Here is a 25,731-nt window from a genome sequence, read left to right on the forward strand (position 1 = left end):
TTTTCCGTAAATTGGTTTGGTTTTCTATTAAATGTAAATATAATTTCTGAAAAATTGGTATTTTGTGCATAAACCCATACTTCACGGTCACGGCTACGTTGCACTTTATTTGGCGGGCCTAAAATTGTATAAACCATGCCTTTGTCGGTTTTCCAGCCTTCTTTATAAGAGGTAAAAAGACGATTTGCTTCTTCAATTCGGTGATAATAATTTTTAATAATTTTCTTAGAAACCATCTGATTTCCACCAGTAATAGCCAAGAAAAACTTATCCAAAGCTTGTTTAGAATTTGGATTATCGTTTACAGCCTTTAATTCTTGGCTCGTACTCATATAAATCAAAGGTTTTACCAAGTTTTCTGGGCGAGTCATTCGTGGGTAACGCTCATCAACGAGCATAAATCCAAAGCCATTGCTGGTCGAATTTGTATCTTCAACAATCTGGTAAAGCCCTTCTTGCGATAATCTTATTGATGTATTGGTCTGGACTTTAATGGTTTCTTCGATGGTCAAGCTTGCTATACTTGGGCGAATCGAAGTTGCCATCGGCGATTGTGCAGGCGTAAAATCATTTTTATAGCGAATCAAATACAATTCACGTGGATGATTCATGACACTTTTCACTTGAAATGAATCTGACTTATTGATGAAATTTCGGAAAATCGGCATCGAAAAATTACCAATATAAACTCCGAATCGGTCATTGATGCGAGTTCCATTGAAATCAATTACCAAATCATTGTTTGATTTCTTACTATCTTCTAACTGAAAAACTTCTGTTAAAAGTAAGCCTTTCGGTAAGTTTTTCGGACGTGGAATCTCAAAACTTAATAAAACTTTGCCTTCTTTCAGCAAAACATTTTGTTCGTTTAAATCAATTTTTCCAGAGCCGAGTCTTTCACGTACGCCGTAGTCAGGCTGCAAAAGCCAGTTGAATCTGAAATTTTCATTCAATTGCTGAACGACCTGCACTTTGTTGAGATTTTCAATATCCAACTCCATAAAGATTCTGACAGCCGACGAATCTTTCAATAAATATCGACTTTTTATGGCAACTACCAATGGTTTTGCCACAGGTGTTGGCGTTGGCCTAACTGCCGACGTTCTATCTATCTCCTTCTGTGCTTTCTGAACTTTCTTATTTGTTGTACAAGCAGCTAATACTACCAAAAAGCTATAAATAATTGCTTTCTTCATCAATGTTTTGTTTCTAAAAGATTCAAATTTAAGGAAATATGCAGCAATTCAAAATATATTTATCAGAATTGCTGCATATATAACGAACATTGTGCTTCAATCGTTTTCTTCAAGCTCAAAAACTTCTTCAACGCTCTTGCCAAAGATACGTGCTATCTTCAAAGCCAGCACCGTTGAAGGCACATATTTGTTACTTTCAATGGCATTGATGGTCTGTCGGCTCACATTTATTTTTTCGGCCAAATCAGCTTGTGTAATATCCAAAATGGCTCGTTCGATTCTGATTCTATTTTTCATAATTCTGTGGGGCGAATCGGGCGGTGTTCAGCACCCTTATCGTTATTTTTAAAAAAGAGTATGTAGTGGAAACGAACCACAAAAAATAATAATGGCGTAATCATATTATAAATAGCAACCATGTAATATGCAAGCCCATAAACTAATAAAGTGGCAATAATCAGGAGTGCAAAATTCAAATAAATTGCCCACTGAAGTGACTCTAAACGGATTTGTGATACATACTCATCTTCAATTTTTACTCTTGAAAATGCTATCAAAAGTAAACCGATTATGCTGCCGATTACAGCAATTTCATCAGTAAAATTGAATACTGAAAACTCATTTCCTTTATCATCGGATGAAAGAAATTCATCAGCAAAGACATAGTTAAAAGGTAATTTGAAGGTCAAAAAATCGAAGCGTAAATCATTAATCAATACAAATAGACCTAAAATAATTGAAGGGATTGCGATAATCCATCCGATGAGTTTGAAACGATGCGGGAATAAGAATCTTGGTTCCATAATTTGAAAATGTTTTAAAGTAATAGCTTTTTCATGTAAACTTTAACGCAACAAATGTAAAACAAACTTTACATTATATCAAAATATTTTTACATTTATTTTTTCTATGAGAAAAATCATATTCACATTATATGATTTAGAAGTATTTTTGTACAAACATTTGACAAGTAAAAAACCTGTCTTACAAAATAATCTTTGCAGAATGGACGATATTCAGAATAGAACAGATATAGAATTATTGGTCAATAATTTTTACGAAAGAGTACATAATGAGCCAAACCTTGCCCCAGTTTTCGAGATGCCAGCCGAACATTGGAATATGCACATTACGAGAGTAGTAAATTTTTGGGAAAATTGGTTATTTCAAACAGGAAGTTATAATGGTGGGATGATGTGGGTACACCTACAAGCCAACGAAAAGCACCCACTTACGACTGAGCGTTTTGAACAATGGTTGACATTGTGGTTTCTGACAACTGACTCGCTTTTTGCAGGAGAAAAAGCAGATTTTGTAAAAAGCAAAGCCCTCGAAATCGGTCAAATTATGAACGCTAAGTTTAATGCTTGACATCAGATGTTGGATGTTTAATGCTTGATGTTGGATGTTTTTTTTACCATCAAACATTCATCATCAAACATCTAACATTACATTTCAAATCTCCACCATCAGTTTTATCATTTCTTCCAAATAACGTCTTACTTTTCGGTCTGCCCCATCAGCATAACGATTTACTATGTATGTAAACGACATCATTTCTCCATTTGATGCAGTGAAATATCCAGAAAATGCCCTTGTATTGCTAATTGAGCCACTTTTTGCTCGCACATTTCCTGCGGCTTTTGAGCCTTTGGCCAAATTCTGTACTGTTCCGTTTATTCCTACAATTGGAATCGAAGAATAGTATTCGGGAAAAGCAGCATCAGTTTTCATTGTGTAAAGAATATCCGTTAAATTATTAGCTGTCAGCACACCTGAAGGTGAAAGCCCACTTCCATCACGAATCATAAAACCCTGCAAATCAACACCTTTCTGCGACCATAATTGCTTTTGAGTCTTAACTGCCGAATCAAAACTACCATCTTTCGACAAATGATAGCCAACCGATTTTAGAAAAGCATCGGCATAAAGATTAATGCTATGAAAATTACAATCTTTAACCAAACTTGATAATGGCGGCGAATCATAGGTAAAAACTACGTTTCTCAGCTTCGGATAATATCCCTCAGAAGTTTTGTAGTGTTGCAACGAAATCGTAGGTTTTTCAATCATCCCTCCAAGTGAAGAAAAGTTTTTCTGCACTTGATAAGCAAAAAATGTTGGTGGATCAGGAATTGCACCTTTCACCGAAAACTCATTTTCTCCCGCAGGAATAGTGCCTTCTGAAAGTACCGTTGTACTAAATGGCGTGCTGTATAGCAATACATTATCGCCCGAACCACGCTCGGCAACCGTTACTTTATTGATATTTTTAAGATTCGGAATTTCAGGAACTGTTTTAGTAATCGGGGCAAAATCTCCTACCCGCTTACTCTGTTTAAAATAAACTGAATACAGATTTTCGTGGATATTTAGTCCGTTGATTCCTGCACCGTAATAATTGCCTATATCGCCCCAAATCCATGAATCCGCCAAAGTATTATCGGAAAAAACCGAGCCATCGCCCAAAATGTATCCTTCAATTTTCTTGATTCCGAAGTCTTTGATTTTTTGAGCAAAAAACTTCGATATTTCATCGGCACTCGACCCAATTCTTGCTGAACCAAGCGATGGATCGCCCGTTCCTCTGATATAAATATTACCTTGCAAAACACTATCTACGATTGCTCCATCATATTCCAAGAAAGTCTGAAAGCGATAATTTGCACCCAAGACAGATAAAGCAGAGGCTGTAGAAACCAATTTAAGAACTGATGCTGAATTGACCGATTTATGGGCATTAAATTGTAGCTTATACTCCCCAGTTTGGGTCGAGCGAATAGAAGCAGCCACCACTCCATTGCGAATTTCGGGGTCATTTTGTACACTATCGACCAGTTTTTGCAGGCGTTCGAGTGGGTTAGAAATCTGTAAAAGGATAAATAAAAGTAATTTCATGCAAAAACTATGATTAATTTTAGGGAAATCTTTGGTTCTTTTTTAGTTTTACTAAAACTCTGATTATCAAACCATTTATAACATTCTGAATCTCATCTGAGTTTAAACTTATACAATTTTAACTAAAATGCTTAGTTAAAAAAAGAAATGTTTCCGTAATTTGTACCATGAATATTAAGTTAATGTGATTTATGCTTTAATATTCTTAATCATTTGATAAACTTATATGAAATTAACATTCTGGGGAGCAACAAGGCAAGTTTCGGGGAGTATGTTCCTGCTCGAATTTGACGATGAATACAGAGTTTTGATAGATTGTGGTACTGATTTGGAACGTGAACGCAGCGAAGAGACTCCCAAGTCTGAATACGGTATTTTCCCCTTTGACCCATCACTCATCAATTTAATAATTCTCACACACGCACACATTGATCATTCGGGACAAATCCCTAACTTATACAAAGAAGGTTTTGAAGGACAGGTACTTTGTACTAAAGCAACAATGGAACTGGCCGAAATTTTATTGCTCGATTCGGCAACTCTCAACCAAAAGAAATACAAGGCAATTCACGATAGTAAAAAACGCTCAAAGAAAAGAAAAGATGTTGATTCGAGAGAACTTTACCTCGAACGTCAAGTAAAAGAAGCAGTTGAAAATTTTGTACCAATTCCTTTCGACCAAAAATTCAAATTCAAAGATGATGGCTTCGTAACTTTCTATCCAGCAGGGCATTTGCTCGGTGCGGCTCATGTGTATTTAGAGTTTTGGGAGAATAACGAAAAGAAAACAATATGTTTTTCGGGCGATGTTGGGCGAAAGGACTATCCTCTTTTGGTTGATCCATACCCAATTCCACAAGCCGATTATTTGGTTACAGAAACTACTTACGGCGACCGTCATCATATCAGCGAAAACAAGCCAGAAGAACTTTTGGGTGAGATTATTCAAAAAGCCTGCATTGATATTCCAGGTCGTTTGATTATTCCATCATTCAGCGTAGGACGTACGCAAGCAATGCTTTATACCCTCAACCGACTTTATACCGACCGAGGTTTTACGCCAATCAAAGTATTTACTGATAGCCCATTGGCCAAAGCCAGCACACGTATTTACGAGCGAAACGTGCGTTTGATGAATAAAGAAGCAAGAGAATTCAGAGAAGAAAACGAATCGCTGTTTGATTTTGAAAATTTAGTATATTTGGAGTCGAATCAGGCAAGTAAGGCAGTTTCCAATCATTCTGAGCCTTGTATCATCATTTCGGCATCTGGTATGGTTACGGGCGGACGTATTGAGCATCATATTCAAGCCAATATTAGTAATCCTTATGCCACTATTTTGATGGTTGGCTACGCCAGCGAAAACACACTCGGCTGGAAATTACTCAATGGCGAACGCAAAGAATTGAGCATTGGAGGTCAGAAATTACCAGTAAACGCCAATATCGAAAAGATTGATGTATTTTCGGGGCATGGTGATTTAGACGACTTAATAGATTTTATAAAAACGCAGAATAAAGAAAAAACCAAGAATATTTTTTTAGTGCATGGCGAACTACACACCATGCAAAACTTTAAAAATACACTTGCCGAAATTGGTTATAATCAAGTAGTAATTCCAGAAAAAGGACAAACATTTGAAATATGAATGGATAATTGAAAATTGATAATGAAAAATGCCAAGCGTATAAATCATTATCTATTCTCCATTATTCATTCTCCATTAAGCAAAGAATGAGAACACTTTTAGATTTTGAAAAACCGATTGCCGAGCTTGAATCGAAGCTCGAAGATATGAAACGACTGGCTAACGAAAACAACGTTGATGTTAGCGGTGCCGTTCGTACACTCAATGACAATATTGAGCAATTGAAAAAAGAAACTTTTGCCAATCTTACTCGCTGGCAAAGAGTTCAACTTTCTCGTCACCCCGACCGCCCTTATACGCTTGATTATATTGAGCGTATTTGTCAAGAATTCCATGAATTGCACGGCGACCGTACTGTACGTGACGACCCAGCTATGATTGGAGGTTTTGCCACCATTGAAGGGCAAACTGTAATGGTAATTGGCCAGCAAAAGGGACGTAAAACAAAAGAACGCCAGCACCGAAACTTCGGAATGCCTAATCCAGAGGGTTATAGAAAGGCACTCAGATTAATGAAATTGGCAGAAAAGTTTAATAAACCAATCGTTACCTTGATTGATACCCCTGGAGCATTTCCTGGACTTGAAGCTGAGGAGCGTGGTCAAGGTGAGGCAATTGCGAGAAATTTAAAAGAAATGATGCTTTTGAAAGTTCCCGTAATATGTATCATCATTGGCGAAGGTGCATCAGGTGGTGCTTTAGGTATTGCAATTGGTGATAGAGTTTTGATGCTCGAAAATACTTGGTATTCGGTAATTTCACCAGAATCTTGCTCGTCAATTCTTTGGAGAAGTTGGGATTATAAAGAGCAAGCCGCCGAAGCATTGAAACTAACATCAACAGATATGCTTCAACATAAATTGATTGATGGAGTAATTGAAGAACCTCTCGGCGGAGCTCAGCTTGACTGGGATGATATGTCGAATCGTTTGAAGAAAAGAATTTTGAGCGAAATTGCTACACTCGAAGCAATGACTCCACAAGAACGCATTGATGCCAGAATTGATAAATTCTGTGCAATGGGTGAGTTTGAAGAGGTTTAAGTTTCTACTTCATTAAATATAATAAAAAACGCAATTCCGAGATAATCAGAATTGCGTTTTTTTTGGCAAAAAAAATTATTTCACCGAAACTAACTCGATTTCAAAAATCAAATCTTGACCAGCCAATGGATGATTTCCGTCAAGGATAACTTTCGTTGCTGTTACTTCACGCACAATTACAGGCATAGATTGTTGACCGTTGTGCATATTGAGCGTTCCGCCCACTTCCAAAGGAATATCAGCAGGAATATCCAAACGATTAAATGTAAAAATCATTTCATCAGAAGCTGGGCCATAGGCATCATCAACTGGAATATGGACTGTTTTCTTTTCACCAATAGCCATACCAGTTACGCCCGAATCGAATCCTGCGATAACCATACCACTACCTACTTGAAACTCTAAAGGCTCACGCCCTTCCGAACTATCGAACACCGTACCATCGGTTAGCGTTCCTTTATAATGTACCGCTACATTATCGCCTGATTTTACCATCTTTTTCTAATGATTAATGTTTAATTATGAATGTTTAATTTCGAGTTTTAAGAGACTGGATATGTTTTTTTTAAAGTCAGAACTCCTAACTCAAAATTCAGAATTCTATTAGTATGCCCTCGCAAAAACTACTCTTTTGGATGAGGGTTTTCCAGAATACACACAAATACCTTCTTCTTCAATAGCATCTAAAGGAATACAACGAATGGTTGCTTTTGTTAATTCCTTGATTTTCTCTTCAGTTTCCGAAGTTCCATCCCAGTGACAAAGTAAAAATCCACCTTTCTCGATTTGTTCTTCAAATTCTGCCCAAGTATCTATCTTAAACATATTTTCTTGGCGGAAGTTCAACGCTTTTTGATAAATAGCTGTTTGAATCTCATCCAATAAATCTTTTATGTAAGCAGCAATACCTTCGATTGGTCGAGTTTCCTTAGTCAAAGTATCACGACGAGCTAATTCGATTACGCCATTTTGCAAATCTCTCATTCCAACTGCCATACGTAAAGGCACACCTTTCAATTCATATTCGGCAAATTTCCAACCTGGACGATAGGCATCATTATCATCGAATTTTACAGTAATTCCCAACGACTTCAATTCTTTCACAATTGGCATAATAACTGCCTTGATTGCTTCTAAATCTTCATCACCTTTATAAATAGGTACAATTACAACATGAATTGGAGCTAATTTTGGTGGAAGTACCAAGCCCAAATCATCAGAGTGAGCCATAATCAAAGCTCCCATCAATCGTGTACTTACGCCCCAAGAAGTTCCCCAAACGTTTTCGAGTTTTCCTTCTTTATTTTGGAATTTTACATCAAATGCTTTGGCAAAATTTTGACCTAAGAAGTGCGATGTTCCTGCTTGTAAAGCCTTTCCATCTTGCATCATTGCTTCGATACACAAAGTTTCTTCTGCACCAGCAAAACGCTCATTGGCCGATTTGAAACCTTTGATTACTGGCACTGACATCCATTCCTCAACAAAAGTGGCATAAACATCCAGCATTTGTTTAGTTTCGTCCATTGCTTCTTTTTCAGTAGCATGTGCTGTGTGGCCTTCTTGCCATAAAAACTCAGCCGTACGCAAAAACATACGAGTACGCATTTCCCAACGCACGACGTTTGCCCATTGATTTATTAAAATTGGCAAATCACGGTGCGACTGAATCCAATTTTTATAAGTATTCCAAATAATAGCCTCACTCGTTGGACGAACCACTAATTCTTCTTCCAATTTTGCTTCAGGGTCAACCATCAGTTTACCAGGGTTATTTGGGTCTGATTTTAAACGGTAGTGAGTCACAACTGCACATTCTTTGGCAAAACCTTCGGCATTTTTTTCTTCGGCCTCAAATAAACTTTTCGGAACAAAAAGCGGGAAATAAGCATTTGTATGACCTGTTTCTTTAAACATATCATCTAAAGCTCTTTGCATTTTTTCCCAAATAGAATATCCATAAGGTTTGATAACCATACAACCACGAACCGCCGAATTTTCGGCCAAATCTGCACGTTTTACCAGTTCGTTGTACCACTCCGAGTAGTTTTCACTACGTTTTGGAAGTCCTTTACTCATGTTTTTTTAATGTAAAATGAAGAATTTAGAATGAAGAATGAATCGGCAATTACAACCATTCAGGTCTTCACTTCGTATTTCAATAAGTTATTTTAATAAAATTGAATTTTTGATGGGCTTTTTTCGTTTTATTATTAGAAAAACCCAATTCTGACTCTGTTAAAGTCAAAATCTAATGAGATATTAATGCTCAAACAGATTGCAAAGATAGGTTTTTATATTAAGTTTGTAAAATAATGTTAGTATTCAATAATTGCTTATATAAATAACGATTTTATAAAAAAGCTTGATTTCGGGAAATGAAAAAAAATTTAAAGAACGTACAACCATTTCCTACCCTGTCGCATCATATACATAGAAATGTTTAAAGCCCACATTTAAATTATAGTAAAATGAACACTTTCAAATCAATAAAATATCTATCGGTAGGAGTGCTTTTGAGTGCATGGGGATGTACTTCAACTAAGCAACTCACTACCAAAGGTGAATATGACGATACTTATGGATCATCGAAAGATGCTCCGCAGGTTGTTTATACGCCGAAACAAACGCCAGAATACGTTGAAAACCAACGTTATCAACCAGAAGAGCCACAACTAAGCCAAGAAAATGCCACTGGCACTGACGAATACTACGATGAGAATTATTTAAACTCTCGTAAAGTGAATCGTAATAACAATGGCGATGCTGGCTACGATTCAGGTTTTGCAAATGGTTACCAATCAGGCTGGAACGACTACGCTTGGAGTCAACCTGTGGGTTGGGCAAGTCCATTTAACCGTTTTGGTTATGGAAATGGGTTTGGAACTGGATTTGGTTTAGGTCTTGGTTTCGGAGGATTCAATCGTTTTTATGACCCGTTCTGGGGTAGCGGCTTTAATCGTTTCTACGACCCATTCTGGGGTAGTTATGGATTCAATCGTTTTTATGACCCATTCTGGGGCGGATACAACTCTTGGGGTGGTTTCAATTCATGGTACGGCAATTCTTGGTATAACCCTTATGGATTTAATTCTTATGCTTTCTATGATAGAGGATTTGGAAATAATATTTTCGTAAATAACTATTATGGAAATATTACTTCGGGTGTAAATGGTGTAAGTAGTGGTCGTATTCGTACTTATGGTCCTCGCGATGGCGGAAGTGGTTCAGGTACTTACAACCGTGGTTTTACTAACTCAGCGGTAAATAATGGCGGTCGTGATGCTTCTATGAATGGTCGAACTGCGAATACTGGTAGAAGTGGTAATTCTGATTATCAACCAAGAAGAAGCAACAGCAGTAGCTCATGGAACGGAAGTTCGGCAAGTAATGAGTATAATAGAGGAAATTCAAGAACGTATGGTGGAAGCACTAATAGTTCAAGCACTTCAAACGATACTTATTATGCTCGTCCTCGCAGAAATGGAGCTACTGAAGGTTCCTATTCTAATTCTAACGGTGGTAGCTCTAACAACGGTGGGTATAATTATTCTCGTCCTTCTGGAACGAGTCGTAGCACAAACAATAGCTGGTCAAGTGGCAGTGGAAACTCTTCATCAAGAGGTTCATCAGATAGCTGGTCGAGAGGCTCATCTTCATCAAGTTCATCGAGTTGGGGCGGTAGTAGTTCTTCTTCAAGTAGTGGAGGAGCTTCAAGAGGTTCGTCTGGTGGCGGTGGCAGTAGCAGCGGTGGCAGCAGCCGTGGACCAAGATAATTAGTTTAAGATTTGTTCAGACTCTTCATTGAGATATTTTAAGAATCCATTCGAAAACCTCGCTGAATCATAGCGTTTGGCGAGGTTTTCTATTAAAACTAACCTAAGTAAACATTACCTTTTCTATGAAGTAATTATACGAAAGACTAAAAATCTGGTTTATTTTTCTTCAAACTTCAGTATTACTACAATGAAACTTACACGAATTTTTATAGCCTCTGCTTTGATTTTGGGAGGAATAAAAACCCAAGCACAACTAACTTTGGGTGGCCATTTTTATGGAGAAGATGCTTTCAGATATTCACAGTCGAAAGTATCAGGGTCAGCTCGTATGCAAGGTATGGGGGGGAGTTACACTGCACTCGGAGCTGATGCTGGCAATGCGTCTGCTAATCCTGCTGGTTTAGGATTTTATAATCGTTCGGAGTTAAGCATCACTCCTATTTTCAACTCGCTTAATACTTCGTCGCTTTACGCTGGTTCAATGAGTAAAGCTAATACTTCCAATGCTAATATCGGTCAATTAGGCCTGATTATGAGTAGCAATGGTCGAGGAACACGTAAAAAACGCTCAACATTTGCCGTAACTTATTCAAAACAGGTAAGTTTATTATCTAATTTTAGTTATGCAGGTACTAATAATAAGAGTTCAATGGGTAATTATTTTACCGAAAAAGCAAACTCTCTAAACGTAAGTGCCAAAACTCTCGATGACGAATTTGATGAAAATACTGCAACGGCCTTCTACCCTGAAGGAATGTATTATTGGTCATATATGATTGACCCTGTAGCAAATAATGACACCAAATACACACAAGCAGAAACAAGTTTACCAGTCAATCAGACAGGAAATAATTCAAGTACGGGTAACCAAAGTCAGTGGAATTTGGCATACGGTGTAAATTTTGATGATAAAACTTATTTAGGTTTTACGCTTGGTTTTGTTAGACTCAACTACGAAAACTTGAATAATTACTCAGAACAATTTCCAAGAGGAACCGTTTTCAATGGTTTTGATTACAGAGATGACTTGATTTCAAGTGGTGGTGGTATTAATTTAGGTATTGGTGGTATTTTTAAAGTTTCAGACAATATCAGCTTGGGTGCAAATATTACTTCGCCATCATGGATAACCGTCAACGAGGTGTTTAATTCAAGTATTTCAATTAAAACAACATTCTTTACTCCAGATTATTCGGAAGTGAGAACTCGTGAAAATGAATTTTCGTATAAAATTACAACTCCGCTCAAAGCCAGTGGTGGTGCGACATTCTTTTTACCTGGCAAAAAAGGATTTATTACTGCCGATGCCGAATATGTAGGTTATTCGGGTATGAGTATTAAATATGCTAATTATGACAATAACGGTTTTGTAAGTGGCTACGAAAAAGCAACGAGAGAAGATAGTAGAATTAAGAATACTTTCAAGGATGCCGTAAACTTAAAAGTAGGTGGTGAATATCGGATCGAAAATATCAGATTGAGACTCGGTGCTAAATATATGCCAGATCCATACAAACAAAGAATTGATGACCTTGACCGCTCACAATTGATTTTCTCAGGTGGTGTTGGTTACCGTTCAGCTAAGTTTTTCGTAGATTTAGCAGGTGTATTTAATACATTTAAAACCGCTTATACGCCTTATGAATTGGCAAATACCGCCAATTACGCATCGGCTAATATTACAAACAACCAAAGAAGTTTTGTGATTTCGGTAGGCACATTCTTCTAAATCAAACCTCTTTGAGTGTTTCAACCAAAAATGCCCTAATAGTTAACAATTTAGCTTTTAGGGCATTTTTAGTTTTATTTTGGTCGCTTTTGCTACTTATTTTACGTTTTACACCCTTTAGAGTTAAGCCTCCTTTATTGGCATTTACGATAATATCTCGTAAAGTCTCAATATCTTTTTCTGTAATTTGGCGATCTTGGCCATTTCTTTTGAATCGGAGATTAAATTTTTTTTCGTAAAAGCGAATGCGAGATACATTCACATCCAACATTTCCGCAACTTCGGAAGTACTATAAAAAAGTTTCGCCATTGTTTGTTTGAAAAATAATGTTTCAATGCCCAAAACTAAACTTTTTTCCTCAAAAAAACAGCATCACTCCTACCTAACCATTACTTGGCGTTTTTCTAAACTATCAGTGAGTTTAGTTAATTTTTCATCTGGTTTATCAGTTTTGTAAAATTCATTACCACGAATAAAGACTTTTTGCAGTTTATTTAGAGCAATCAAACCTTCAGGAATCTCCATAATTTCATTGTGTGTAATATCAAATTCTTCTAAATCTTTCAATTGATAAACCTGCTCAGGAAAAACCTTGAAAAGATTATAACCAATATCTAAAAGTTTAAGATTTGGCAAACTTGGCAAAGTATTCAAGCGATTATGATGAGCATAAAGCGTTTGAAGATTGGGCATTTTACTAATTTCTTCAGGAAAATTCCACAGTTGATTATTGGCTACTGCCAGCGTTTTTAGCTTTGGTAATTGACAAACTTCTTTTGGCAAAAACTGCAATTCATTATGATAAAGGTCGAGTTCTTCTAAATTTTTTAGTTTTCCAATTGATTTTGGAAGTGTTGAAGTTCTGACATTGTATAAATTAAGAGCTTTCAGATTTGACATTCGTTTGAAATCATTCTTTGTAAATTTTATAGGATTATTGCCTACAAAAAGAATCTCCAACTTTCGATTTTTCTTCAAAGATTTGGGCATTTTTGCCATCTGTGTATATTGAAGATTGAGGTCTTTTAAATGTTTATTTCGCTTAAATTTAAGCTTTGAATAATCAATTTTGTTACCACTTAAACTCAAAAATTTAAGTTTTTCCAATGTCCAAATCGCTGTTGGAACTTGCTCAATAAAATTATCAGCTAAATCTAATTTTTCTAAATTCTTAAATCTAAAAACCACTTCTGGAAATTTATCAAGACTCAATTTATTCAGTATAAGATTCTTAACTGTATCTGGCTGGTCACATTTTTGAGCTAATTCAATCGTTGAAATACCTTTTTTACTTAACTTACGAGGTTCTTTCCCAAGCGAAATACTAAAATTAATACTATACTTCTTGTTATATTCATTTGTGGGTAGTTTATAAATCTTACAAAATTCGTCGGCAAGGCTCACAAAAATTTTCTTTTCTTCTACATTTAGGCTATCATTATTTGTTCGCATACCTCTTCCATAAATAGAATACTGAAATCCGTAAATAAAATAATCAATACTGCCATCAGCTTGTGCCAATATCTGAATCGGAATAAACCGATATGGTCTATACTCAAACTCCTCAAATTTCACTTGCCTACTACGAGCAAATTGATTAAAATCATAAATTACCTTTTTGGTTTCAATCTCAAAGTCTTTTCCTTCTTCTTTCCCATCTCTTAATTGTACAATAGTATATGGTTTATATTCTTCACTAATACGTTTGATGGAACTTACCTCTTTTTCAAATTCCTGCGGTCGATAAACTTTATTTTGTGCAGAGAGCGTAAAACTCAGAATCGCCATACAATAGAATAATAGATTTTTCATGTGCTTGATTAGATTTAGTTGGAGATACACAAATATAACTAATTTTTTAGTTATAAAATTGCGTTTGTTTACATATTTTCTTTATTAAGAATCAACATTCTTTGATATAGCCTCCAAATCGGGGTATATATCGCAAATTACGCCCTGGACATACCGTTTAATAAAAATTCTTAGGAAAATTAGCTGTGAATGCCCAAATTGATACTCGACAATTTATTGAATTGATAAACTCAAAAAAATTCAAACACAACGTGATAATACTTTACTTTTTTTATTAGTCTATCACAATTTCATTTGATAACCGATGAATAAAAAACTCATCATTTATGGTATAGGCAAGCTTGCCGAATATGCTTATTACGTATTTATGAATGATAGCCCTTATGAGGTCGTAGGCTTTTGTGTTGAAAGTAGGTTCATAAAAGAAACAGAACAAACTTTATTTAATATTAAGGTTTATGACTCTGAGAGAATTTCTCAATATTTCTCAGTCGCTAACCACGACATCTTTATTGCAGTAGGTAATAATTCGATAAGAAACGATATTTACGAGAAAGTAAAAACAATAGGTTATTCATTTGCCAACTATATCTCTTCTAAAGCTCAATATTGGCAGGATTGTAAGTATGGGAACAATGTATTCATTGGTGAAGGCTGTGTTATACAACCATTTGTTAGTATAGGCAATAATACACTTATTTTTGCTTCCATAATAGGGCACCATTGTCAAATTGCTGAAAACTCGACACTCAGCGGATGCTGCATAGGAGGAAGTGTAAAAATAGGTCAAAATACATTTATCGGTATGAATACTTCAGTAAATCAAAATGTAAGTATAGGCTCAAACAATATCATTGGTGTTGGCTGTACTATTACAAAGGATACAAAAGATAACGACGTTTACTCCGCACCAAAAAGCAAACTCAGGATATTCTCATCTTCTAAAATCTTATATAATTTTTTAAAATAGCCATCCAACTATGAAAAATCTATATATATATTTTCCTTCAGCACTTTTAATTGCTCTCTCACCATTAATCCATTCTAAGATTGCTATCTATGGAACAACAGTTTACTCGACTGTTTATTTTTGGACTGTCATTGACATATCGTTCATAGTTTATATTTTACTCTCAAATAAAAGTACCATCAACCTAAATCATCTACAAATTTCGTTATTGGCATATTTAACTATTAATTTTCTTTCTGCAATTTTTGGACATGATATAAGACTCAATCTTCTTTCTAATTTTGAAAGAATGTCAGGCTTCCTAAGTATGCTACACCTTATATTATACTTCTATTTGTTTAGTCAGGTTGATTTGAGCAAAAAGCAGTTAAATATGCTAATTTTAGCTATATTAAGTGTTGGTTTAATAATAAATTTAATAGGAATTATTGGAGTATTTAATGGGAAACATTTTCGAGCTGAATCTATTTTAGCTAACCCAATGCACTTATCTATCTATGCAATTATCCAGTTTTATCTAATTATATATTCGTTTTCTATTTGGAAAAACTATCCAGCGAAATTTATTCTCATACTATTAATTTTAGTCACCATTGTAAGCTTAACGTTGACTCAGACACGTGCTGGAATATTATCACTATTGGCTGGCCTTTCATTCATTGCTATTTTTTACTTTTTAAAATCTGAAAAAAAAATCAGATTTATTTTATATGTCACTCTGGGCTTGGTCATATTATCAGGTCTCTTGGCATTGAGTTACTACAGTGAAATATCTATTTTTAGCCGTTTCTCAGATTTTAACCTCAAGGAAGATACGATATGGGTGCGATTGAAACTTTGGAAAATGTGCTTGAATAATTCACTTGAAAAACCTTTCTTAGGCTGGGGACAAGGTTCTTTTATCTATTTCTACTTTAAGAACTTCACAAGTGATCTAAACGATGCGGGTTTTTGGTATGATTCAGCCCATAATGAATTTATTGATAAAATTATCGGTACGGGCTACATTGGCTTATTGAGCTATCTATGGCTAATTTTCTTGGGTTTTTACGGAATTTGGAAAAAAAACACCAATTATTTGGCACAATTTGAGAAGGTTATTCTGAGTAGCTTCCTTATTACTTATATTATTTTTATGTTTTTTGGCTTTGATAGCCTCTTTAGTCTAATTGCTTTTTTTACAGTTTTTATCCTTGTAAATAAGAACTTTTCTCCTATTTACCACAAATCTTTCTTTCAAGAAAAACAACTATTAATAAAGATTGGAGTAATCATTCCATTAGTAATGATCATTTATTTTGGTAGCTACAAAACCATAATAACAAATAAAATGCTTTCGTTGGCTTATTCTGAAAAGATAGCTGAAAAAAAAATAGAATTATATAGCCAAACATTTGATAATGCAATTATCGGTAAATATGATGTTGCCTTACAGTTTACGTTACAAAGAAGCCTTTTTCTAAACGCAACTATACCTCCAAACTTGAGAGAAGAGTATTTCAAAAGTTCAAACCAAACTCTGAATGAAGCTCTAAACATTCACACCGATAACCCGATTTTACTAAACCAATTAGGCTTTTTAAAGTCCGATTATGGCTTATCAGCTGAAAGTATAAAGATTTTTGAAAAAATGAATCAGATGTCGCCCAACCGACTTATTAATAACCATGATTATGCTTGGCTTCTCTTCAAAAATAACCAAATAAGCAAAAGTTTTGATGTGATTGATAATGTGATCCAAAAACAAAGCTATAACCAGAAGGCAATTCTACTCAAAACACGTTTCTTACTTGAAAGAAAGAACTATATAGAAGCATTCAAAACACTAAACAAATTTGATAACAAAGAAACAATCAAGTATTTTAAGGATATTACTGATCTGGTATTTGAATATCAAGTTTATAATGAATTTTACGATTTCTTGTATCAGAAATATCATTCAAACCTTGATGATTTCAAATTAACTGATGAACAATTACTTATCTGGTCGGAGATTGCTCAACTTTCAAAAAATAAGAAACAGGTTTTCTCGGTATTTTCATACTATGCAGGTAATACGCTTTTGGGTGATAATAGCCAATTTAGAAATAAAAAGGACTCTTTGAGAGTATTAGAACTGATAAATATGGTGCATGAGGGAAAAGCAAACTATGATGTTATTCTAAGTTTGAAGGATTTCGATTAAAATCACTAAATAAGTTTTTTCGATTTATCTTAAAATTCAAAACTATGGTTTTGCAAACTGAAATTAAAGTTAGTGTTATTATATTAACTTACAACCACGAAAAATACATCAAAAAAGCAATTGAAAGTGTTTTGATGCAAAAAACAACCTTTGACTATGAGGTAATCATTGCCGATGATTTTTCAACCGATAGAACTAAGGAGATTATCCAAGACATTCTCACTAATAATCATGAATCAAAGGTTAGTATTAGATATATTAGAAATGAGAAAAATTTAGGCGTAATGGCGAGTTGGATAAATGCCTATTCCCAAGTTAATGGAAAATACATAGCCATTTGCGAAGGAGACGATTTCTGGACTATCGACTCGAAATTACAAAAACAATTTGAAGTATTAGATTCACATCCACAATTCTCTATTTGCTTTCATAACGTTAATGTTGAATACGTTGATATTAATGAAAAAAATTATATCCTAAATGAAAATATAGAAAAAGACATATTTACCATAGATGATTTGATTGGTGAAGAAGAAATTTGGTTTATGGCTACAGCAAGCCTAATGATAAGACACGAAAGCCTTAAATCAATTCCTAATTGGATATTAAAATCAAAAAGCGGAGATATTCCTATTATTATGTTAGCAGCAAGAAATGGCCATATAAAATATTTACCCGATTTGATGGCAACTTATCAAAAACATAGTAGGGGAATGAGTATGACCGACCATAAAAACGACGCTATTTTTCTAAAAAATCGTATTTATATGTACAAGATGCTAAATTTAGAAACTAAGTTTCAATATAATTATAGATTTAAACAAATACTTTCAGGTTATTATTATTTAATGCTTGATTCCAAACAGCTACAAAACAAATATATAAGTCAATTTATAGTGGCATTAAAATATTTCTATTATTCATACCCTAAAATCAAAAACATAAAGGTAGTCATTAAAAATCATATCATACCACCAGTAATTCTTGAATTTAGCCGTCTTATCAAGCGAAAAACTGGAATCATTCCTACTTTTGATAAAAATACACTTTAATTCCTCCAAATATATCTAACTGATGTATTTTTGCAAAATACTTGAAATGCATTTGTACCAATATATCAATGTTAGTAATCAATCAATCAGATAAAGCTCCTGTAAATGGCATAGAAATTTATTATGAAACCTTTGGAAATGAACAAAATCCTGCGATTTTGCTCATCATGGGGCTTGATGCTCAGTGCGTGATTTATGGCGAAAATATGATTGAACCTTTGGTTGAAGCGGGCTTTTATATCATAAGATTTGATAATCGTGATATTGGACTTTCAACTTGGATGAATGAGACTTGGCATAGAAGTCGCCCCTACTCGCTCGAAGATATGGCGAAAGATAGTGTCGGTTTGCTTGATTTTTTAAAAATAGAAAAAGCTCATATCGTTGGGGTTTCGATGGGTGGAATGATCGCACAGCACATTGCGATAGATTTTTCTGAAAAAGTATTGAGCTTGACTTCCATTATGTCATCAGGATATACACTAAACCCCAAAGTAGCCAGCAAGTTGACCCACAAATTACTAATGAAATTAATACCTTTTCTTATCAAAAGGATTTACATAAAAAATAAATATTCTAACCATAAAATTAGTGTAGGTAGCTATGTTGCTACTTATCGTCTCCTGCGTGGTAAAAGATTTGAATTTGACGAATCTTATTTCCGTCAAGTTTTTACTGAAAGCATTGAACGTCGAAAAGGGCAAAACCCAAGAGCAAGATACCAGCAATTTTGTGCAATTGTAGCTTCTGGTTCTCGCCTAAAAAAACTCCATCAAATAAAAGCACCAACTTTAGTCATTCACGGCACGGCAGACCCACTCGTTAGCCCAAAACATGCTGAAATTTATGCTCCTTTGATACCCAATTCAAAGCTTTTGATGGTCGAAGGCATGGGGCATGAACTGCCAAAAGGTGCTTTAGCAGAAGTTTTACCTGAGATTATAAGACATTTATGTAAAATAGTAAGTTAACTTTTACACCACTTCCATTTGTTTAAATACCCTCAATAGAAGTGATTGATTGTAAATCTGACCTATATGCAAAAAACCTTTTTATTTGATAACTCTTCAAAAAGTCCAATTTTTAAACTATTTTTGCACCTCAATTTTGGTGATTCGCTATCAGAATATTAGTTATTGGACGAAATCTCACATGACCAGTTCCCAGTAACAAGCTTTCTAATAACCAGCAACCAGTAACCAATTTACCAGTAACCAATTTACAGCAAAATGACTTCGCACGAAATTCGTAAGGCTTTTTTAGATTTCTTCAAAAGTAAAGAACATTTAATCGTTCCGTCTGCACCGCTTGTGGCCAAAAACGACCCAACTTTGATGTTTAACAACTCAGGAATGGCTCAATTCAAAGACTTTTTCTTGGGAAATGGCACGCCGCCATCAAAGCGTATTGCGGATACACAAAAATGTCTTCGTGTAAGTGGTAAGCATAATGATTTGGAAGACGTAGGTTTTGATACCTATCACCACACTATGTTTGAGATGCTCGGAAACTGGTCATTTGGTGATTATTTTAAGAAAGAAGCCTTAGAATGGTCTTGGGAATTATTGACAGAAGTCTATAAATTACCGAAAGATCGAATTTATGTATCGGTTTTTGAAGGTAGCGAAGAAGACGGAGTGCCATTCGACCAAGAAGCATTTGACATTTGGAAAGGCTTAATTGGCGATGAAAACCGCATTATTCTTGGCAATAAAAAAGACAATTTCTGGGAAATGGGCGATACTGGTCCATGTGGGCCTTGTTCAGAAATCCATATAGATTTACGTGACCAAGCTGAAATTGATATTATTGGCGGCAAAGAATTGGTAAACAATGACCACCCACAAGTAGTTGAAATTTGGAATAACGTATTTATGCAGTTTGAGCGTAAAGCTGATAAATCATTAGTTCCGCTTCCAGCCAAACACGTTGATACTGGCATGGGCTTTGAGCGTCTTTGTATGGCGATTCAAGGCAAAAAATCGAATTATGATACTGACGTTTTCCAAAATACAATTCAAGTAATTGAGCAAATGTCAGGTTTGAAATATGGCGAAAACGGTACGCTTTCATCGAACAGCTACGTCGATGTAGCAATGCGTGTAATTGCTGACCACCTTCGTGCCGTTGCTTTTACGATTGCTGATGGACAGTTGCCATCCAATGCAAAAGCGGGCTATGTTGTGCGTCGTATTTTGCGTCGTGCTGTTCGTTATGGTTATTCATATTTAGGTTTTAATGAGCCATTTATGAGTAAACTTGTGCCAGTTTTGGCTGAGCAGTTTGCCGATGTTTTCCCAGAATTGAAAGCTCAACAAGATTTCGTAACTCGTGTAGTTGAAGAAGAAGAAAAGTCTTTCTTGCGTACGCTCGAAACGGGTATCAGAAGATTTGAAGCCATCAATCCAGAAAATGGAATTATTAGTGGCGATGTTGTTTTTGAATTATCAGATACATTTGGCTTTCCAGTCGATTTAACCGCCCTTTTAGCAAAAGAAAAAGGTCTAAAAATTGACGAAGAAGGCTTCCAAAAAGCATTACAAAAACAAAAAGACCTTTCTAAAAAAGATGCAGCCAAAGAAGCAACCGACTGGGTTGAATTGAATGAAGGCAGTGATTTTGAATTCGTGGGTTATGATGAAGTTTCGGCAGAAGCTCAAATTATCAAGTACCGCAAAGTAAAAACAAAAGCAGGTGAAGAGTACCACATTGTGCTTGACCGCACACCTTTCTACGCCGAAATGGGTGGTCAAGTGGGTGATACTGGTCATATTATGATTGGCGACCACTCGATAAATATCAAAGATACAAAGAAAGAAAACGACCTTTTTATACACATTTCGACCGATAAAAACCTCGATGAAATCTTACAAAATGCAGGAACAGTTATAGCACATATCAATGAAGAGCGTCGTGAGAAAATCAGAACAAACCATACTGTTACACACTTGATGTTGGCGGCTATGCGTAAGGTTTTGGGTACGCACATTGTACAAAAAGGTTCGTATCAAGATGATAATATCACTCGTTTTGACTTCTCACACTTTGCTAAAGTGACCGATGAAGAATTAGGACAAATCGAAGATATTGTCAACGAGAAAATTCGTGAGAATATCCAACTCGAAACCAAAGTAAATATTCCGATTGCTGATGCGATTGCTTTGGGGGCAACCGCAACTTTCGGTGAAAAATACGGCGATTTTGTAAGAGTAGTAATTTTCGACCCAAAATTCTCAGTTGAGCTTTGCGGTGGAACACACGCATCATCGACAGGTAAAATTGGTCTATTCAAATTTATTTCTGAAGGTTCGGTAGCCGCTGGTGTGCGTCGTGTGGAAGCATTAACAGGCGGAAAAGCTATTTCAGTTATCAATGAGCAATTATCAATTAATACGCATCTGAAAGAAGTTCTTAGAAACAACGATTTGATAAAAGCCGTTGAAAATCTTTTAGCTGAAAAGGCAACTTTACAGAAAAAAGTTGAGGCTCTCGAAAACGAAAAACTTCAAGAATTGAAGAATGAGTTGGCTAAAACAGCAATAAATATCAATGGTGTAAACGTAATTACGGCCAAAGTTAGCGTTCCATCAGCTGATACTCTAAAGCAACTTTGCTTCGATTTGAAAAATAAAGTGGAGCGTTTCTACGGTGTCATTGGTGCAGAATTTGGCGGAAAACCACAAATTGCAGTCATTATTGACGAAGATGTGATGAAAGAGAAAAACCTTCACGCAGGTAATATTGTGAAAGAACTCGCCAAAGAAATGAAAGGTGGTGGAGGTGGCCAGCCTTATTTCGCAACCGCAGGAGGTAGCGATGCCAGCGGCCTTGAACGGGCAATTGAAAAAGGAAAAAGTTTTGTATAATAAAAAAGGGCGAACAAAATGTTCGCCCTTTTTTATTTACTATTTTTCCTTCCGATTCATTAGTTGAAATTTACAATTATTAGTTTGTTTCTTTGAGCAGCTTTACAACTTTACTCCACCACAAAAGATAATCTGAGTTTTCTCTACTATTAAATTACAATATTTAAAAAAACATACCATCCGATAATAATTTCGCACGATTTTTGCTTAATTTTACAAACAACCGTTTTTCTAAACCCTAAGCAAATGAAAGGAATTGTATTCACCGAATTTATCGAAATGGTAGAATCTAAGTTTGGTTTTGATATGATGGACGACATCATAGAATCTGCCAATCTACCATCTGGCGGCATCTACACAGCAGTTGGGACTTATGACCACAACGAAATGGTGCAATTGGTGGTCGGACTCAGCAAACGTACTGAAATTCCGGTTGATCTATTATTAAAAACTTATGGCAAACACTTGTTTGGGGTATTCACCACGAGCTATTCTCACTTCTTCAAGAATATTGATAATGTTTTTGATTTTTTTGAACAAATCGACCGTTATATTCATGTTGAGGTTCAAAAACTCTATCCAGATGCTGAACTTCCAAAATTTGATACCCTACGAACTGATAATACTCTTGAAATGCTCTATCAGTCAGACCGCAAAATGGCAGATTTGGCAGATGGACTCATCGAAGCAGCAATTGAATACTTCCAAGAAGCAGCCACGGTAGAAAAGAAAAATATGAATGAAGATGGTTCTTTGGTCAAATTTATCATTAGTAAAATATGAGTGACGAAGTTGAGGTACTGAAACGTAAAATTGAGCGTGAAAAAAAAGCCCGACAACAAGCAGAAAAGTTGTTGGAAGCCAAAGCTTTGGATTTATTTCAGGCCAACGAAAATCTAAAAAAGCTTAATGAATCACTTGAAAGACAAGTAAAAGAACGAACGGAAGCTCTTCAGTACAGTGAAGAAAAATACCGTGGGATTCTTGAAAATATGGATTTAGGCCTAATAGAAGTCGATAATCAAGATATAATTAAAAGAGCCTACAAACGTTTTTGCGACTTGACTGGGTATGAAGAGCATGAATTGGTTGGTAAAAAAGCTGCCGATTTTTTACTTCCTGATGAAGACTTTAAGAGACTAATTGCTGAACAAAATGCCAATCGCTTAGATGGCAAAACGGGTGTTTATGAAGTACCTTTAAAAAAGAAAAATGGGGAAGTTATTTGGGTAATTGTGAGTGGAGCTCCAATTATTGAAAGTAATGGTAGAGTTACTGGTTCAGTTGGCATTCACCTTGATATTACCGAACGCAAACGTACGCAAGAAGCCCTCGAAGAGGCCAGAAAAGTAGCAGAAGATGCCCGTAGTGCCGAAAAGCGTTTTTTGGCAAATATGAGCCATGAAATTCGTACGCCAATTAATGCCATAATTGGTATGACCCATTTACTCTATGATACAAACCCTAACAAAAAACAAGTTGAATATTTGAGTGCTATAAATTACTCGGCTGATTTATTGCTCAACTTAGTTTCTGATGTATTGGATATCTCAAAAATTGAAGCAGGAGAAATGAAAATCTCAGAACAAGTTTTTAGCCTTAAAGACCTCATAAACAGTACATTACAAACTTTCAGACTACGTTTACAAGGAAGAGATATAAAATTAGTTCTGGATTTTGATGATGAAATCGAAAACGACGTAATTGGAGACTCAACGTTTCTGACTCAAATTTTAATGAATCTCTTGAGCAATGCTGTGAAGTTTACTGAGAAAGGTAAAATCGGTGTGCAAGTATCACTTCTATGTAGGTTGGGCGATTTTCTGATGACCGAAATAAAAGTTTTTGATACTGGAATCGGTATAAGCCCACAAAGTTTGGGCAGGATTTTCGATAGCTTCAAACAAGCTGACCAAGATGTAAAAGTAAAATATGGAGGAACTGGTCTTGGTTTGGCGATTGTAAAGCAATTGGTTAACCTTCATGGAGGAGAAATTTCAGCAGAAAGTACACTGGATGAAGGAACAACTTTCACCTTCACGCTTCCATTAAAAGATAGTAAACAGCAATCAAAAAAATTACAATTATTTTCAGAAGCCGTTTCGGAAGATTGGAAAAACTACCATGTTTTGGTTGTTGAAGATAATCTCATCAATCAAAAATATGTTGAAGGTTTACTATTAAAATGGAAAATGTCGTATAAAATTGCCAATCATGGGATTGAGGCATTAGATTTACTAAAAAAAGAAAATTTTGATATAATTTTGATGGATATCAGAATGCCCGAAATGGATGGCTACGAAACAACTATTGAAGTCCGAAAGCTTGAAGGAAACGCCAATCAGCATATACCAATTGTAGCACTAACGGCTTCAGCGATAAGCGATGAAATCGATTATGCTTTCGAAATTGGTATGAATTCTTACCTGACCAAACCATTTACCCCAAACCAACTTCGAAGAGTTTTGGAACAAAAAATTACGTTAAATCCTAATCGACATGTATTAATGCAAGAAGAAGGAGCAACTTTATCTAATTCGGTTACAATAGAAGAAAAAGAAACACTTCAAACTGATTATTTAGAAAAGGTGTATGGACACGATAGAAAATATGCAGCCGATATGTTTGGGCTTTTCTTGGAAACCGTTCCTAAACAATTTGCATTATTAAAGCCTTTGATTGAAGAACAAAAAGTAGATGAAATTAGTAAATTGGCACATCAACTCAAACCATCGTTCACTATGGTTGGTCTGCCAGAAATCACTCAAAACCTTCTAATGTTAGAAAAAATGGCTAAAAACAAGGAAGATTATGAAACAATGAGACTAACATTTGATGAAATTGAAAATATATTTAATCGAAAAATCAGTTTAGTAGAGAAAGAGTTTGATGAATTACAATAAAAAAAACGTCCAAAAATTCGGACGTTTTTTAAGATATATTTCGTATAAATATTTACTTTACTCCTATTTCCAGCTTTATGACAATATTTCTATTTATCCTTCCAGAGAAAATCATTTCTTCTTTTTGCTCTTTCATTTCATTGCATCATTTTTCAATCAATAAGAAACGATAAATTGAGAAATCCGAAGTGATAAATAAAATTACTTTTTCATTGAATTATTAATGATTTACTTTTAATTATAATACTTCAATAGTCAGGCCAATTCAAAACAAAATACATAAAACACTTATTATCAACCACTTACGATTGTGCCAATTTTTCTTAAAATTCCATTAATTGGAATTTTATTTTTTTTTTGGATTTCTCATTTTAAATTACCTTTCAAATTCCAAAACAAGGCATCCCAATACATACTCAAAAACAAGAATTTTCTTTGGATCAAAAACTTGGTTAAATCTCCGAGAGCAATCACACCGAGATAAGAAAGCGATAGCCATTTTCCAAATCCTTTACGCCATTTACGAACCAATAAAATACGATTTCGGGTTTTATAATATATCTGAATCGCACTTTTTCTATCAATACTCGTTGACTCTTTATGCAAAACTAAAGATTGTGGTACGAAGTAAATCTGAAAACCCGCCTCT

Annotated in this window: 21 protein-coding genes; 12 read left to right on the top strand and 9 right to left on the bottom strand. The window is 35.2% G+C overall.

The genetic code is table 11. The annotated features are described in order from the left end of the window. The 3 genes from A6M55_RS03940 to A6M55_RS03950 form a co-directional block, all read right to left on the bottom strand. Window positions 1-1,196 (bottom strand): GWxTD domain-containing protein (locus A6M55_RS03940; protein ID WP_064196575.1); only part of this gene is annotated, 1,196 nt, incomplete at its 3' end. 96 nt (window positions 1,197-1,292) lie between these two features. Further along, window positions 1,293-1,493, bottom strand: coding sequence for a helix-turn-helix transcriptional regulator (locus tag A6M55_RS03945; protein ID WP_041693647.1), 201 nt, complete (start codon window positions 1,491-1,493; stop codon window positions 1,293-1,295). Next, window positions 1,490-1,999: a hypothetical protein gene (locus A6M55_RS03950; RefSeq protein WP_064196576.1), complete on the bottom strand. Its 510-nt coding sequence runs from the start codon at window positions 1,997-1,999 to the stop codon at window positions 1,490-1,492. The genes A6M55_RS03945 and A6M55_RS03950 overlap by 4 nt, the downstream gene beginning before the upstream one ends. A gap of 106 nt (window positions 2,000-2,105) precedes the next feature. Between A6M55_RS03950 and A6M55_RS03955 the strand changes: the two genes are divergently transcribed. After that, window positions 2,106-2,567 (top strand): group III truncated hemoglobin, encoded by a 462-nt coding sequence (locus A6M55_RS03955; RefSeq protein ID WP_229235475.1) that lies wholly within the window; start codon window positions 2,106-2,108, stop codon window positions 2,565-2,567. A gap of 84 nt (window positions 2,568-2,651) precedes the next feature. Here A6M55_RS03955 and dacB read toward each other — a convergent pair whose 3' ends face one another. Further along, a complete protein-coding gene (gene dacB, locus A6M55_RS03960) occupies window positions 2,652-4,094 on the bottom strand; it encodes a D-alanyl-D-alanine carboxypeptidase/D-alanyl-D-alanine-endopeptidase (protein WP_082892917.1) in 1,443 nt (480 codons plus the stop codon). A gap of 226 nt (window positions 4,095-4,320) precedes the next feature. On the opposite strand from dacB, the gene A6M55_RS03965 reads away from it, so the two are divergent. Both A6M55_RS03965 and A6M55_RS03970 read left to right on the top strand, forming a co-directional pair. Next, window positions 4,321-5,742: an MBL fold metallo-hydrolase RNA specificity domain-containing protein gene (locus A6M55_RS03965; RefSeq protein WP_064196578.1), complete on the top strand. Its 1,422-nt coding sequence runs from the start codon at window positions 4,321-4,323 to the stop codon at window positions 5,740-5,742. A gap of 86 nt (window positions 5,743-5,828) precedes the next feature. After that, entirely contained in the window at window positions 5,829-6,785 is a 957-nt protein-coding gene (locus A6M55_RS03970) for an acetyl-CoA carboxylase carboxyltransferase subunit alpha (protein ID WP_064196579.1), read from the top strand. 75 nt (window positions 6,786-6,860) lie between these two features. On the opposite strand, the gene A6M55_RS03975 is transcribed toward A6M55_RS03970, so the two are convergent. Both A6M55_RS03975 and proS read right to left on the bottom strand, forming a co-directional pair. Continuing rightward, complete coding sequence (locus A6M55_RS03975; protein ID WP_064196580.1) at window positions 6,861-7,280, bottom strand: peptidylprolyl isomerase; 420 nt, start codon at window positions 7,278-7,280, stop codon at window positions 6,861-6,863. A 108-nt stretch (window positions 7,281-7,388) separates the two neighbouring features. Beyond that, on the bottom strand, window positions 7,389-8,864 hold the full coding sequence (gene proS, locus A6M55_RS03980; RefSeq protein ID WP_064196581.1) for a proline--tRNA ligase: 1,476 nt from the start codon (window positions 8,862-8,864) through the stop codon (window positions 7,389-7,391). Window positions 8,865-9,256: 392 nt separating this feature from the next. Between proS and A6M55_RS03985 the strand changes: the two genes are divergently transcribed. Both A6M55_RS03985 and A6M55_RS03990 read left to right on the top strand, forming a co-directional pair. Next, complete coding sequence (locus A6M55_RS03985; protein ID WP_064196582.1) at window positions 9,257-10,561, top strand: hypothetical protein; 1,305 nt, start codon at window positions 9,257-9,259, stop codon at window positions 10,559-10,561. Between the two features lie 190 nt (window positions 10,562-10,751). Then, window positions 10,752-12,293, top strand: a complete 1,542-nt coding sequence (locus A6M55_RS03990) for a hypothetical protein (RefSeq protein WP_064196583.1) — start codon at window positions 10,752-10,754, stop codon at window positions 12,291-12,293. A 1-nt stretch (window position 12,294) separates the two neighbouring features. Here the strand turns inward: A6M55_RS03990 and A6M55_RS03995 are convergent, their stop codons facing one another. Beyond that, window positions 12,295-12,603 carry a MerR family transcriptional regulator gene (locus A6M55_RS03995; RefSeq protein WP_064196593.1) on the bottom strand — a complete coding sequence of 103 codons (309 nt, stop codon included), beginning with the start codon at window positions 12,601-12,603 and terminating at the stop codon, window positions 12,295-12,297. 69 nt (window positions 12,604-12,672) lie between these two features. Beyond that, the gene (locus tag A6M55_RS04000) at window positions 12,673-14,106 is read right to left on the bottom strand and encodes a leucine-rich repeat domain-containing protein (RefSeq protein ID WP_064196584.1); all 1,434 of its coding nucleotides are present in this window, start codon (window positions 14,104-14,106) and stop codon (window positions 12,673-12,675) included. A gap of 304 nt (window positions 14,107-14,410) precedes the next feature. Between A6M55_RS04000 and A6M55_RS04005 the strand changes: the two genes are divergently transcribed. The 7 genes from A6M55_RS04005 to A6M55_RS04035 all read left to right on the top strand — a co-directional run bounded on the left by A6M55_RS04005 (window position 14,411) and on the right by A6M55_RS04035 (window position 25,082). Next, window positions 14,411-15,076, top strand: a complete 666-nt coding sequence (locus tag A6M55_RS04005) for an acetyltransferase (protein ID WP_064196585.1) — start codon at window positions 14,411-14,413, stop codon at window positions 15,074-15,076. Window positions 15,077-15,086: 10 nt separating this feature from the next. After that, on the top strand, window positions 15,087-17,261 hold the full coding sequence (locus tag A6M55_RS04010; RefSeq protein WP_064196586.1) for an O-antigen ligase family protein: 2,175 nt from the start codon (window positions 15,087-15,089) through the stop codon (window positions 17,259-17,261). Between the two features lie 44 nt (window positions 17,262-17,305). Next, window positions 17,306-18,313 carry a glycosyltransferase family 2 protein gene (locus tag A6M55_RS04015; protein ID WP_064196587.1) on the top strand — a complete coding sequence of 336 codons (1,008 nt, stop codon included), beginning with the start codon at window positions 17,306-17,308 and terminating at the stop codon, window positions 18,311-18,313. A gap of 68 nt (window positions 18,314-18,381) precedes the next feature. Further along, window positions 18,382-19,284 carry an alpha/beta fold hydrolase gene (locus A6M55_RS04020; RefSeq protein ID WP_064196588.1) on the top strand — a complete coding sequence of 301 codons (903 nt, stop codon included), beginning with the start codon at window positions 18,382-18,384 and terminating at the stop codon, window positions 19,282-19,284. Window positions 19,285-19,542: 258 nt separating this feature from the next. Further along, window positions 19,543-22,179: an alanine--tRNA ligase gene (gene alaS / locus A6M55_RS04025; RefSeq protein WP_064196589.1), complete on the top strand. Its 2,637-nt coding sequence runs from the start codon at window positions 19,543-19,545 to the stop codon at window positions 22,177-22,179. Window positions 22,180-22,425: 246 nt separating this feature from the next. Further along, a complete protein-coding gene (locus A6M55_RS04030) occupies window positions 22,426-22,962 on the top strand; it encodes a heme NO-binding domain-containing protein (protein WP_064196590.1) in 537 nt (178 codons plus the stop codon). Next, window positions 22,959-25,082, top strand: coding sequence for a PAS domain-containing hybrid sensor histidine kinase/response regulator (locus tag A6M55_RS04035; RefSeq protein ID WP_064196591.1), 2,124 nt, complete (start codon window positions 22,959-22,961; stop codon window positions 25,080-25,082). The genes A6M55_RS04030 and A6M55_RS04035 overlap by 4 nt, the downstream gene beginning before the upstream one ends. 366 nt (window positions 25,083-25,448) lie before the next feature. On the opposite strand, the gene A6M55_RS17395 is transcribed toward A6M55_RS04035, so the two are convergent. Next, window positions 25,449-25,731, bottom strand: a 283-nt coding sequence (locus A6M55_RS17395) for a glycosyltransferase family 2 protein (protein ID WP_409012481.1), incomplete at its 5' end; no start/stop codon positions are given.

The sequence above is a fragment of the Emticicia sp. MM genome, assembly GCF_001649495.1.